We start from the raw sequence: 13,036 nt of genomic DNA, 5'->3' as shown, positions 1-13,036 counted from the left end.
CGTTCATCCTGAGCCAGGATCGAACTCTCCGTCCAAATATGCTTGGGCCTCGAGCCCGTCCGGTCCTCTCAGTCATCGCTGATCGGTTCCGTTCGATTCATATGGTTCTGTATAGGAAAAGGAATTCTCGGGGCCGCCTCTCGGCGGCCTTGCGAAAAACGAATCCAAGTCAGACCATTTCAAATGGTTCGATGTCTGCCCGGATGCGACACATCTGGTGTGTCCATCCTCGCAGTATCCGGTTCTCAAGGTGCACGCCTGCGCCGGTTCCCGGTCCGACCGGGCCGCGCGGCAAGGAGATATATTGCCAGACCGGAGGGGCCCGCGGGGCGGGAATCTGGTTGCACACAACTCCTACACATTTATACCCGCAGCTGACGCTTGCCAGTCGTTACCTACCACTCGCCGAGCATATCTTTATATTGATTAGCCCCATGGCTAGAGCCGATATGCGCCCCGAGCCAAAGCGCAGCCGGCATCAAGCAACTCGTCGCGCTCCTCCACCGAAAAGCCCTCGGCGTACACTCGCACCACCGGCTCAGTGCCGCTCGGGCGAACCAACAGCCAGGTATCATCCTCAAATGCCAAACGCAAGCCGTCCATGTGACTTACGCTCTGCGGCACCTTGCCGCAAATCGACTTGGGATTCACACCGGGAAGCAGCGTGCGCAGCGACTCGGCATCTTCTGCCTCAAGTCGTAAATCTCGACGGCCATAACTTGTTTTTCCAAAACTCGCCTCGAGCTGATCGACCAGCACGCCCAGCGAAGCCCCCGTCTTTGCCATGAGCTCACACAGGAGTAGGCAAGCGAGAATGCCGTCACGCTCGGGCATATGCGCGGCAATGCCGATGCCACCGGCCTCCTCACCGCCCATAAGCACCCCGTCTTTTTTCATCTCGGCGGCTATATATTTGAAGCCAACCGGTTTTACGGTCACGCGGCAACCGAGTGCCTCGGCAACACGACGTACAAGCGTCGAGCACGATAGATTGACGACGACTCGCCCCTTCAAATTGCGAAACTGAACCAATTCGCCCATTACGAGCGCCATGATCTGATGCGGATGTATATATCTACCGCGCTCGTCGACCGCGCCAATACGGTCAGCATCGCCATCGGTCACCAGGCCGGCACACGCACCGTCTTCGATAACTGCACGCTCGCAGGCATCCACCCACGGCTCTACGGGATCGGGACAGATATCCCCCCAATCCGATGCTTGCCCCGCATGAATCTCATGGACCTCAACACCCAGCTCGCGCAGCAAATCGGCAAGATAACCTTGAGCCGCTCCCCCCATGGGGTCGACCACCACGCGCAGACGAGCGGCACGAATGGCATCGGCATCGACAAACGATGCTACCGCTCGCATATAGTCGGGAATGATATCCGCCGTGCGGTACTGCTCCTCGAGCCCCAGAGGTTCGGCGGCCATCGTTGCCTCGAGTTCTTCGATGACGTCCTGGTTTGCCGTGGAACCATCGCCCATGCGCAGTTTGAGACAGAGATAGCCCTGCGGATGATGTGAACCGGTCACCATGAGCGCCCCGCACGCCTCGCCATCGTATGCGGCAGCCCACGTGATGGCAGGCGTGGGTACAAAACGGGCCGCGAGCACGGCATCAAGGCCATGGGCCGCAAGCACGCCAGCTGCAAGTTCTGCAAACTCGCGCGCCCGGGGACGGGTGTCATACCCGATATATACCGTCTTGCCGGGATATGTCTTTTGCCAGAGCTCGCCAGCGGCATCAGCGATACGGGCAACATTGTCAGCGTTGAAATCCTCGCCGACGCGAGCGCGCCAGCCATCAGTTCCAAAATGAATTATCGCGCACACACGCAGACACCTCGCAGTGTTTGGATCATGGTACGCAGGTGGTATACCCGCAACGAGCGCCCGGCAAGCCGCCGGCGCACGCATTCACCGTTTAGGCAAAAGCCGTCGAGGGCGCATATAGACAAAAAACCGCCCCGGTTGGGGCGGCAATTCGAATGTGCTTTTCTTAGGACTCTATATATCGAGCGCGTCTGCCATAGCAGCCGTCGTGATCGCCGTGGTTCCGCAACAGCCACCAACCATTGCGGCGCCAGCCCGCTTCCACTCGACGCATGCGCGCGCGAAAGCTTCGGGGTCCTCGTGCCACACAGGCCCATCTTGCGTTTGGACCGGATTTCCCGCATTGGGACGTACAGTAACGGGCGTCGTGGCTATCTTGACCATTCTTGGTACCGCAGCGGTAGCCGCTGTCAGGGTGCAGCAATTGACCCCAACCGAGCTCGCACCGTGCTTCTCGGCATACAAGATGGCACCTTCGATGTTTAGGCCATCACCCAGCAGGTCGCCCTTGTCATCAATAGCAAAGCTCACCAGAACGGGCATGCCATCAGCGGCATCATGGACACCGGCGAGCACGGGCTGCAGATTGCGGATAGACGTGATCGTCTCGACCAGAATCCCGTCGACGCCGGCGTTGAGCAGGGCGGACGCCTGCTCGCGAGCATTTGCGCGAATCTCTCGATACTCGGAAGAATCCTCGACAAACCACTCAATCGCAATAGGCCCCATGGACCCCAGCAATAGCTGGGGATTTGCCTGGCGGGCATCGTCGACCGCCCCGCGATTGACCTCTGCCATAGATGGAGCGATTTCATCGCGATCGAGCGCAAAACCCGATGCCTGGAACGTATTGGTAATAAGCACCTGTGCACCAGCGGCGGCATACAGTCGGTGGATGCGAGAAACCGTCTGCGGTTCGGCGAGGTTCCAAAATGCCGGCGGAATATCGGCGGCACCGTATTCACTCAGCAGCACGCTGCCCATCGGACCCTGTGCCAGCAGCGTCTCGCTGGCAAGTCGGCGCATAAGCTCCTCGCCGCCGAAGCGATTGTAATAACTCGTATCCATATATATGTTTCGCTATTCCTCGATGCTGATTCCCTGCTTTTCGAGATAGGCGAGCCAACGGACCATTGTGTCCTCGGAAAGCGCGTGCTCCATCATGCAGGCCTCGGCATCAGCGCGCTCAAAGTCGACGCCGAGCTCCTGGACCAAAAATGTGCGAATCAGGCGATGGCGATACCAGATAGCCAAACCGACCTCGCGCCCACGGTTGGTCAGGATAACCTTGCCGTAGTGAGACTGCTCGACAAGTTCGGATGCCTTGAGAGCCGAAACCGCCTTGTTGACCGATGCCTTCGAGACGCCAAGGCGCTGTGCGATATCGACCGACCGCACGCCATTAGTCTCCCCATCCTCGCTTTCGATGCGAACCATGCACTCCAAGTAGTCTTCGTTCGCCACCGTTAGATGTAGCTCGCGCGAGCTATTTGTCGTATCCATGAACATCCGTCCCTTCTGCATTCAATGGCTGATTCTACCCCATCCAAGCGTCGCGGTATGCTGCGGCATACCGTGCTAGAGTTCTTGTTGCACACGACAACCAAGATTGGAGCGGTCTCTATGGAAAACACCACCACGAACCCCGACGTACTCGAGCGTTTTTTGCGCTACGTCCAGATCAACACACAGTCCGAGGACGCCAACTGTGACCAGGTTCCGTCGAGCACCGTCCAGTTTGATCTTGCCAATGTGCTTGCCGAGGAATTGCGCGAGCTTGGTGCAACCGATGCCCATGTAACCGAAAACGCCTATGTCTGCGCTCACATTCCCGCGAGCGCCGGCTCCGAGAATAAGCCCGCTCTGGGCCTGATCGCGCACCTCGACACCACCGAGGTCGCACCGGGCGCCGGCGTAGCGCCGCACATCGTGCACTACGAGGGCGGCGACCTGGTTTGCGGCATCGTCGACGGCAAGCCCGTATCCATGAGCACCGCCAAGCTCCCCGCCCTCAACAACCTTTTGGGCGAGGACCTGGTTTGCACCGACGGCACCACGCTGCTGGGCGCCGACGATAAGGCCGGTGTCGCCGAGATTATGGCGCTCGTCGCACGCATTGCACAGGACCCCAGCCTGCCCCACCCCACGCTTGGTATTTGTTTCTGCCCGGACGAGGAAATCGGCCACGGTGCCGAGCTGTTGGATATCGAGGACTTTGGCTGTAAGTATGCCTACACAGTCGACGGCGGTCCGGTTGGCGAGCTTGAGTGGGAGTGCTTCAACGCCGCCGAGGCTACCGTTAGCTTTGAGGGCCAGTCCATTCACCCCGGCGACGCCAAGGGCCGCATGGTTAACGCGGGCAATCTGTTCTGCGACTTCAATGCCCTGCTTCCCTACGTGCAGCGTCCGGAATACACCGAGGGCTACGAGGGCTTCTATCACCTCGAGGGCGTTTCTGCCACAGTCGACCATGCCACGGCGCGCTATATCGTCCGTGATCACGATGCCGCCAAGTTCCAGCAGAAGCTCGATCTGATGGATGCTGCCGCCGCGCTGCTCAACCAGCGTCTGGGCGAGGAGCGCGTAACGGTCGAGATCAAGCACCAGTACCGTAACATGGCCGAGATCGTCCGCGACTACCCAGAGCTGATCGATGTCGCTAAGGAATCCTTCCTTGCCTGCGATGTTGAGCCCCAGGTGCTGCCGATTCGCGGCGGCACCGACGGTGCACAGCTGTCGTTCCGCGGCCTGCCCTGTCCCAACCTTTCGACGGGCGGCTACTGCTACCACGGCGTCAACGAGTTTGTTCCGGTCAGCTCGCTCGTCAAGATGACCGACGTCTTGCAGGAGCTCGTCGCCCGCTTCGCATAAGGAACTCGAATAATCTAGGTAAGCAAAATCGCCCCGTCCTCAAAACCGGGAACGGGGCGATTTTTTGGTGCAAGGGGAGTAGTCGGCATCGCTGGTTGAATCAACGTCAGCGAGCGACGTCCAGAGCGAACAAGTTGGCATGAAAAAGGCAGGACATTGACCTTCTGGTCATGCCCTGCCTTTTGAATGACAAATTGTCGCTCTGGGCGGCGCGCAGCGTCGAGCCGTTGCACGGGCTGGCAAGCCCGCGCAACCCTAGTAGTTGGCTTCGTAACCGTTGCCGTCGCCAGTGGGCTCCTCGTAATAATATGAGCTGTAATCCGAATCGTCCGAATAGCTCGAATCGTCCGAATAGCTCGAATCGCCCGAGCTTTCCGACGAACCGGCCGTACCGTAGGCGTAATCGTCAGAAGTATGGTTGCTCAAATCACCGATTGTGGAGCTGGTTCCGTCGGATAGGCCCATGGTGTTTGGTCCCTTAGGATCCTTGCCGGCATCGACGCGCGCCATCATCTCCTTAAGCTCGTCCTCGTAGACAAAGACATAGCTCTGGCCGTCGATCATGGTGGTTTCATCTGCGTAGGAAGGCAGATTCGCCGAATAGATGCCATCGACATCCATGCCGCGCATAGCATTGACCGTAGACACGATGTCCTGAACGCTCATATCGGTCACAAGCATATCGGACAGCGAATTAACCAGGTCGAAGACCTTCGTAGCATCAAAGTTGTTGAGAATCTGGTTGGCAAGGGCACCAAGCACCTGGCGTTGGTGACGCATGCGCGTATAGTCGCCGTCGGCATAGGTATAGCGGCAACGGGCATAGGTGAGCGCGGTAGCACCGTCCATGTGCTGCTGGCCTGCCGTAATCTTAATGTCCAGATGCTCGGGGTCATCGACATCGTCGGTGGCGTTGATGTCGATACCGCCCACAGAGTCAATCAATGATTGCATACCGTCAAAGCTAACCTCGGCATAGTGGGAAATCTGCACGCCGCACAGCTCATTGACCGCTTGAACCATGGCCTCGGCACCGCCATAGGTATGGCAGGCGTTGACCTTCATGGTTTCGCCGTTATAGACAACCTTGGTATCACGTGGAATGGATATAAGCGTAGCCTGCTTTTGCGTAGGGTCGATGCGCGCCAAGATAATTGAATCGGCGCGATACGTGTCCTCGCCCGGACGACCATCGGTACCCAAAAGAAGCACGTAGAACGGATCTTTGGCCTCATTGGTATCCACCAAGATATGGCGCAGATTGTCGGTAATGACATTGGAATCGCCAAGCTTGCCCATAATGTTGGCGAACCACAGCCCGGCGGCAGTCGTAGCGCTCAGCAGCACGCCAAGCACGGCGATAAGCGCAACGCGACGGATTGTCTGGCCGCGGCGGCGCTGACGAGCGCGCTCGGAGTAGCGTGCAACATTATCGCGACTGTAGATCTTGGCCTGTGCGCCGGTTGAAGGTCTTCGAGTATCCGCTAAAGGCTTCTTATTATTAAACATAGGCAACCTGCATTAGTAGATGACGGGATCGGGAACAGTGGCGTGCTCGACGTTTGCGCCAAGTGCCTGCAGTTTTTCGACAAACTGCTCATAGCCACGTTTGATGTGATGGATGGCCGAGACCTCGGTAACGCCGTCGGCGATAAGGCCAGCAACGACGAGCGCGGCTCCGCCGCGCAGATCAGGCGAGGTAACCTGTGCACCCGAGAATCCCTTGACGCCATGAATCATGGCGTGATGGCTTTCGATGCGGATATCCGCGCCCATACGGACCAGCTCCGACGCGAACATGAAGCGGTTCTCGAAGATATTCTCGGTAATCACAGAGCTGCCATCAGCAAGAGCGGAAAGCACCATGATCTGCGCCTGCATGTCCGTCGGGAAGCCCGGGAACGGAAGTGTCTGAATATCGACCGGCCTGATGCGCTCGACACGACTCACGTGAACGCCATTCTCGATTCGCTCACACTCGATACCCATGAGCTCCATCTTCTTGAGCACCATGCCCAAGTGAATGGGGCAAAAGCCCGTAACGTCGACACCGCGGTCATCGGCCATCAGGGCACCGGCAACGATAAAGGTGCCGGCCTCGATGCGGTCGCCCACCACGCGATGGGTAACGGGATGCAGTTCGTCCACACCTTCGATGGTCACGACGGGCGTGCCGGCGCCAACAATCTTGGCGCCCATCTCGTTAAGCATGTTGGCAAGGTCGACGATCTCGGGCTCGCGAGCCGCATTATCGATAACCGTAGTGCCTTGTGCGCGCACGGCCGCCATGATGAGGTTCTCGGTAGCGCCGACGCTGGCAAATTCAAGCGTAACCGTGGTACCACGCAACCCCTGAGGAGCGTTGGCATTGATGTAACCGTGTGCAGTGTCGAATTCTACGCCCAGCGCCTCAAGACCCAAGATGTGCATGTCGATCTTACGGGCACCCAGATTGCAGCCACCCGGCATGGCAATCTTGGCACGATGGAAACGGCCCAGCAGGGGACCCATCACGGCCGTGGAGGCGCGCATCTTGGCGACAAGCTCGTAGGGAGCCTCCCAGGAATCAACCTGAGAAGTGTCGATCTCGAGCGTATGCTCATCGAGAACGTCAATCTTGGCGCCCATACCCTTGAGCACCTTGCCCATAACATGGACATCCGAGATATCGGGCACGTTCTGCAGCGTCGTCTTCCCCGGTGCCAGAAGCGTTGCCGCCATGAGTTTGAGTGCAGAGTTCTTTGCACCCGAAACGGGCACGGAGCCTCCGATGGTGTGGCCACCTTCAACACGGATAATATCCAAGGTCTACCCTTTCAAAAAGCATGCCCGGGATGGCTGGGCCATCCCGGGCATGATGTGTTCGCAAATGGTCGAACGCCAAATCGTTTGACTATTGGGCAAGCATGAGCTTACACCATGCGATTTCATTATAGAGGTAGGCGCGGCGCGCATCATCCTCCGACAAATTACCCAGCTTCTCTTCAAAACCTTGAATATCAGCTTTAAGCTTGTCGGCATCGACGGTCGCCAAATCGCAAGCGCGCTCGGCGAGAACGGTCACGACATCGTCCGCAACCTGGGCATAGCCGCCGGCCACGGCAAACGTGTGGTCGACAGTGCCCATGGCCTTATCGGAGACGCGAACGTAACCGCGGTCGATCGTGCAGATCTCGCTGGAGTGAGCAGGCAGAACGCCAAACTCGCCATCCGTGGACGGAATCGACACAAACGCAGCGTCGCCCTCATAGGCGCAGCTCACGGGGCACACGATGCGGATACGCATAACCTACTTCTCCCCCATCTTGCGGGCACGCTCGCGCACGTCCTCAATCGTGGAAGCATAGCGGAAAGCCTGCTCGGGCAGGTCATCGGCCTTGCCGTCGACAATCTCGGCGAAGGAGCGGACGGTATCCTCGACGCGAACGTAGACACCGGGGTTGCCGGTGAACTTCTCGGCGACGTGGAAGGACTGCGAGAGGAACTGCTGAATCTTACGAGCGCGGTTGACCGTAAGGCGCTGCTCCTCGGACAGCTCGTCCATACCCAGAATGGCGATGATGTCCTGAAGGTCGGAGTACTCCTGCAGGAGCTCCTGGACCTTAACGGCGACACGGTAGTGCTCCTCGCCGACGATCGAGGGATCGAGGGCGTCGGAGGAAGACGCGAGCGGGTCGATGGCCGGGAACAAGCCGAGCGACGAAATGCTACGCGAAAGAACCGTAGTGGCATCGAGGTGCGTAAACGTCGTGGCGGGAGCCGGGTCGGTCAGGTCGTCTGCGGGGACGTAGACAGCCTGAACGGAGGTGATGGAGCCCGTCTTGGTCGAGGTGATGCGCTCCTGAAGGTCGCCCATCTCGGTAGCCAGCGTGGGCTGGTAGCCAACGGCGGACGGCATACGACCCAGAAGGGCGGAAACCTCGGAACCGGCTTGGGAGAAGCGGAAGATGTTATCGATGAACAGCAGAACGTCCTGACCACGATCGCGGAAGTACTCGGCGGTGGTAAGGCCGGCCAGACCGATGCGCAGACGCGCTCCAGGCGGCTCGTTCATCTGACCATAGACCAAGCAGGTCTTGTCGATAACGCCCGACTCGCTCATCTCGAGATAAAGGTCGGTACCCTCACGGGTACGCTCGCCGACGCCGGTAAACACCGAGGTGCCACCGTGCTCCTGAGCGAGGTTGTTGATGAGCTCCTGAATCAGAACGGTCTTGCCGACGCCGGCGCCACCGAACAGACCAGTTTTGCCGCCACGGATGTAGGGCTCGAGCAGGTCGACGGCCTTAATGCCGGTCTCGAAAATCTCGGTCTTGGTAGTGAGCTCGTCAAAGCGGGGCGCTGCATGGTGGATGGGATAGAACTCCTCCACCTCGGGCATGGGCTTGCCGTCGACGGGCTTGCCCATGACGTTCCAGATGCGACCGAGTGTCTTGGGGCCAACGGGCATCTTCATGGGCTCACCGGTATCGGTGGCGATGAGGCCGCGCTGCAGGCCGTCGGTCGAGGACATGGCGACCGTGCGGACGACGCCGCCCGGAAGCTGGCTCTCGACCTCGAGGATCGTGCTCAGGTGACCGATCGGGGTCTCGGCCTCGACCGTGAGCGCGTTGTAGATCGGGGGCACCGCGCCGTCAAACTTGACGTCGACGACAGGACCGATAATACGCACGATGCGACCATCACCGGCAGTCGTCTTCTTGGTGGCTTCCTCGACCGCAAGCTTTACGGTGTTATTAGCCATTACTGTTCCTCCAATGCTGAGGCTCCGCCGACGATCTCGTTAATCTCGGTCGTGATCGAAGCCTGACGCACGCGACTATACGTGCGGGTAAGGGTCGAGATGATCGCGGTGGCGTTTTCCGTCGCGGAGTGCATCGCCTTGCGGCGTGCACCCTGCTCGGCGGCGGCCGAATCGATCAAGGCCTGGTAGATGACCGTCAGGATATACGACGGTACAAGCTTGCCGAGAACATGCTCGGGAGAGGGCACGAACTCGAATGTGGACGAGATACGCTTAGGGGCGTCGGCCTCGTTCTTACGCGGACCGTGGGCCATAGCGATCATCTCGGGATCGAGCGGCAGCAAGTGCTCGACGCGAAGCTCCTGATCCACGCGGTTCTTGGCGTGGTGGTAGACAAGCTCGACACGGTCAAGCTCACCGGCACGATACGCATCGCAGATATGAGAGGAGATCATGCGGGCCTGATTGAAATCGGGCTCAGAGGAGTTGCCCTCAAAGTGCATGATGACGTTTGCGCGGTCACGGAAATACGTGGCCGGTTTGCGCCCACACGCGATGATCTCGCACTCGATGCCGTCGTTCGCCCAAGAAGCGGCGAGCTTTTCGGCCGTGCGCTCCACCGTCGTATTGAAACCGCCGGCAAGGCCGCGGTCCGAGGCGATAACGACAATCAGGCCATGCTTGACGCTCTCATGCTTCTGCAGCATGGGATCGGTGCCCGAACAGGAGGCGTCGCCGGCGACCGTCAACATGACGTCGGTCAGCGCCTCCTTATAGGGTTCGGCCTGCTTGGAGCGATCGAGGGCACGACGGATCTTGGCCGTAGAGACCATCTCCATCGTGCGCGTGATCTGCTTGGTCGTGGTAACCGAGGAGATTCGCTTCTTAATGTCGCGAAGGTTGGCCATAGGGCTTAGTTCTCCTCTGATCCAGTCGTATCGGCATGGTGCTTGGCCATGAACTGCTGCTTAAAGTCGCCGATGACGCGCAGGAGCTCAGCCTTGGTGTCATCGTCGATCTTCTTGGCGCGAACCTTGTCGAGCAGCGAACCAAAGCCGTTGTCCAGGTACTCGATAAGCTCGGCGCGGAAAGGCAGCACGTCGGCAATCTCGAGATCGTCGAGGAAGCCCTCGTTGCCTGCAAACAGAACTGCAATCTGCTCGCCAACCTCAAACGGTTTGTAGCGCGACTGCTTAAGGAGCTCAGTCATGCGAGCGCCGTGGGTAAGCTGCTTTTGCGTGGCCTCGTCGAGGTCGGAGCCGAACTGCGTAAAGCCGGCGAGCTCCTGGTACGAAGCGAGGTCCAGACGGAGGTTGCCGGCGACCTGCTTCATAGCCTTGGTCTGTGCGTCGCCACCGACGCGGGACACGGAGATGCCCACGTCGACTGCCGGGCGCTGACCCTGGAAGAAGAGCTCGGACTGCAGGTAGATCTGACCATCGGTAATGGAAATGACGTTGGTCGGAATGTAGGCCGAGACGTCGCCGTCCTGGGTCTCGATGATCGGCAGAGCCGTCATGGAGCCGTAACCGTTCTTCTTGGACATCTTGACGGCACGCTCGAGCAGACGAGAGTGCAGGTAGAAGATGTCGCCAGGATAGGCCTCGCGTCCGGGCGGACGATGCAGCGTCAGCGACATCTGACGGTAGGCCACAGCCTGCTTGGACAGGTCGTCGTAGATGACGAGCACGTGGCCGCCGGGGTTGGTCTCGCTGGCGGGCTTGCCGTCCTCGCCGTTGTACATGAAGAACTCGCCGATAGCGGCACCGGCCATAGGCGCGATGTACTGCATAGGGGCGGAATCGGCAGCGGTGGCCGAAACGATGATGGTGTAGTCGAGCGCGCCGTGCTGAGCGAGGGTCTCGCGGATGTTGGCAACCGTGGAGGCCTTCTGGCCGATAGCGACGTAGATGCAGACCATGCCCTTGCCACGCTGGTTGAGGATAGCGTCGATGGCGATAGCGGTCTTACCGGTCTTACGGTCGCCGATGATAAGCTCGCGCTGACCGCGGCCGATAGGCACCATGGAGTCGATAGCCAACAGGCCAGTCTGAACCGGCTCGCATACCGGGGTACGGTCGATGACACCGGGGGCCTTGAACTCGATAGGACGACGGTGCGTGGCGACAATGTCACCCAAACCGTCGATGGGCTGGCCGAGCGGATTGACGACGCGGCCGAGCATGGCACGGCTCACGGGGATATCCATAATGCGGCCAGTGGTGCGGCACTCGTCGCCTTCCTTGATGGAGTCGACGGCACCGAACAGAACGGCGCCGACCTCGTCACGGTCAAGGTTCTGGGCAAGGCCGAAGACGGTCTCACCGGTATCGGAGCTCTTGAACTCCAGAAGCTCGCCTGCCATGGCGCTCTTGAGGCCGGAGACGCGCGCGATGCCGTCGCCTACCTCGTCGACCGTTGAAACCTCATGCGTATCGACCGTCGCGGAGAGGTTCGTGAGCTGCTCCTGCAGTTTCTTGGCGATATCCTGGGCATTGAGGGTTTCGGACATTAGGCTTCACCTCCGTACGAATTGGCAGAGTTTGCGAGGGTCTCCTGTGCGATGCGCAGCTGCGTCTTGACGGAAATGTCACGACGCTCGCCGCGGGCCTCGAGCACCAGGCCGCCCACGATAGACGGATTGACCTGCTCGATAAGGAATACCTTGCGGCCGAAGTCCTGCTCGCATTTCTTAGTGATGGTTTGACGCAGCTCGTCGTCGAGCGGGATCGCCGTGGTGACGGTCACGCCCACTACATCCTCGTCTTCCTCGGCAACATGCTTAAAGGCAGCTGCCACCTTGGGAAGAAGGTCGAGCTGGTCGCGCTTGGACATGGTGTCGAGCACGGCGATGATCTCGGGGCTGGCGGAAGCCAGGCGCTCGATCATCTCGAGGTCCTCGAACACATGGTTCTCGGCCTTGGCGGCTTCCATGAGGGAGCGCGCGTAGGTCTCGAGCACCTTGTCCTGATAGCGGCTAGTCGGCATTCAGGCTACCTGCTTCCTGGATGTAGCGCTCGATGAGCTTCTTCTGCCCGGCCTCGTCCTCGAGTGCCTCGCCCACGATCTTGGTGGCGACGGCAACGGACAGGTCGGCGATGGAGCTCGCGGCACCGGCGTAGATGGACTTGCGCTCGTCCTCGACGGTCGTATGGGCCTTGGCGATGATCTCCTCGGCCTCCTTGTGAGCAGCCTCGATGATACGGGCGCGCTCGGACTCGGCGTCCTTACGGGCCTCGAGAACAATGTCGGCAGCCTGACGACGGGCGTCGGTGACGATCGAGTCGGACTCAGCGCGCTTGGCGATGGCCTCCTGCTTGGTCTTCTCGGCCTCGTCGAGGCTCTCCTCGATCTTCTTGCCGCGCTCCTCCATGGTTTTCATGATGCCCGGCAGGGCGACCTTGGCCAGCACGATCCAGATGATCAGGAAGGCGATAAGCGCCGGGATGAACTCCGCCATCTTAGGGATGAGGATGTCCGCACCGGCAGCGCCGTCCTCGGCGAACGCGGAAACCGGCATAAGCAGCGCGGCCGCGGACGCGGAGAGTGCGATCGCGCTCTTCTGGGATGAAAGATTCATAC

The 13,036-nt window shown here is 59.6% G+C and carries 12 protein-coding genes; 1 reads left to right on the top strand and 11 read right to left on the bottom strand.

Annotated features, from left to right (window positions below; translation table 11 throughout):
• Positions 1-438 precede the first annotated feature (438 nt).
• From ACTM86_RS08145 to ACTM86_RS08135, 3 genes are all read right to left on the bottom strand, one after another.
• On the bottom strand, positions 439-1,839 hold the full coding sequence (locus ACTM86_RS08145) for a phosphoglucomutase/phosphomannomutase family protein (RefSeq protein ID WP_441017015.1): 1,401 nt from the start codon (positions 1,837-1,839) through the stop codon (positions 439-441).
• Between the two features lie 174 nt (positions 1,840-2,013).
• Complete coding sequence (locus tag ACTM86_RS08140) at positions 2,014-2,907, bottom strand: homocysteine S-methyltransferase family protein (RefSeq protein ID WP_154518399.1); 894 nt, start codon at positions 2,905-2,907, stop codon at positions 2,014-2,016.
• A 12-nt stretch (positions 2,908-2,919) separates the two neighbouring features.
• Positions 2,920-3,342 (bottom strand): metal-dependent transcriptional regulator, encoded by a 423-nt coding sequence (locus tag ACTM86_RS08135; RefSeq protein WP_154518396.1) that lies wholly within the window; start codon positions 3,340-3,342, stop codon positions 2,920-2,922.
• A 120-nt stretch (positions 3,343-3,462) separates the two neighbouring features.
• Here ACTM86_RS08135 and pepT point away from each other — a divergent pair, with 120 nt between their 5' ends.
• On the top strand, positions 3,463-4,710 hold the full coding sequence (pepT, locus tag ACTM86_RS08130; RefSeq protein ID WP_427719695.1) for a peptidase T: 1,248 nt from the start codon (positions 3,463-3,465) through the stop codon (positions 4,708-4,710).
• A 255-nt stretch (positions 4,711-4,965) separates the two neighbouring features.
• Here the strand turns inward: pepT and ACTM86_RS08125 are convergent, their stop codons facing one another.
• From ACTM86_RS08125 to atpF, 8 genes are all read right to left on the bottom strand, one after another.
• Complete coding sequence (locus tag ACTM86_RS08125; protein ID WP_441017012.1) at positions 4,966-6,219, bottom strand: LCP family protein; 1,254 nt, start codon at positions 6,217-6,219, stop codon at positions 4,966-4,968.
• 12 nt (positions 6,220-6,231) lie between these two features.
• Positions 6,232-7,515 carry a UDP-N-acetylglucosamine 1-carboxyvinyltransferase gene (murA, locus tag ACTM86_RS08120; RefSeq protein ID WP_441017009.1) on the bottom strand — a complete coding sequence of 428 codons (1,284 nt, stop codon included), beginning with the start codon at positions 7,513-7,515 and terminating at the stop codon, positions 6,232-6,234.
• A gap of 88 nt (positions 7,516-7,603) precedes the next feature.
• Entirely contained in the window at positions 7,604-7,996 is a 393-nt protein-coding gene (atpC, locus tag ACTM86_RS08115) for an ATP synthase F1 subunit epsilon (RefSeq protein ID WP_154518384.1), read from the bottom strand.
• Positions 7,997-7,999: 3 nt separating this feature from the next.
• On the bottom strand, positions 8,000-9,454 hold the full coding sequence (atpD, locus tag ACTM86_RS08110; RefSeq protein WP_055286334.1) for a F0F1 ATP synthase subunit beta: 1,455 nt from the start codon (positions 9,452-9,454) through the stop codon (positions 8,000-8,002).
• Complete coding sequence (gene atpG / locus ACTM86_RS08105; protein ID WP_427747818.1) at positions 9,454-10,362, bottom strand: ATP synthase F1 subunit gamma; 909 nt, start codon at positions 10,360-10,362, stop codon at positions 9,454-9,456. The genes atpD and atpG overlap by 1 nt, the downstream gene beginning before the upstream one ends.
• 5 nt (positions 10,363-10,367) lie before the next feature.
• Positions 10,368-11,966: a F0F1 ATP synthase subunit alpha gene (gene atpA, locus ACTM86_RS08100; protein WP_427719698.1), complete on the bottom strand. Its 1,599-nt coding sequence runs from the start codon at positions 11,964-11,966 to the stop codon at positions 10,368-10,370.
• On the bottom strand, positions 11,966-12,442 hold the full coding sequence (locus ACTM86_RS08095) for a F0F1 ATP synthase subunit delta (RefSeq protein ID WP_441017006.1): 477 nt from the start codon (positions 12,440-12,442) through the stop codon (positions 11,966-11,968). The genes atpA and ACTM86_RS08095 overlap by 1 nt, the downstream gene beginning before the upstream one ends.
• Positions 12,432-13,034, bottom strand: coding sequence for a F0F1 ATP synthase subunit B (gene atpF / locus ACTM86_RS08090; RefSeq protein WP_118081621.1), 603 nt, complete (start codon positions 13,032-13,034; stop codon positions 12,432-12,434). Before atpF ends, ACTM86_RS08095 begins: the two co-directional genes overlap by 11 nt.
• Between the last annotated feature and the right edge of the window lie 2 nt (positions 13,035-13,036).

It is taken from the genome of Collinsella sp. HCP3S3_E11 (assembly GCF_052067375.1).
Lineage (GTDB): Bacteria > Actinomycetota > Coriobacteriia > Coriobacteriales > Coriobacteriaceae > Collinsella.
This window is presented reverse-complemented; position numbering and strand designations above follow the sequence as displayed.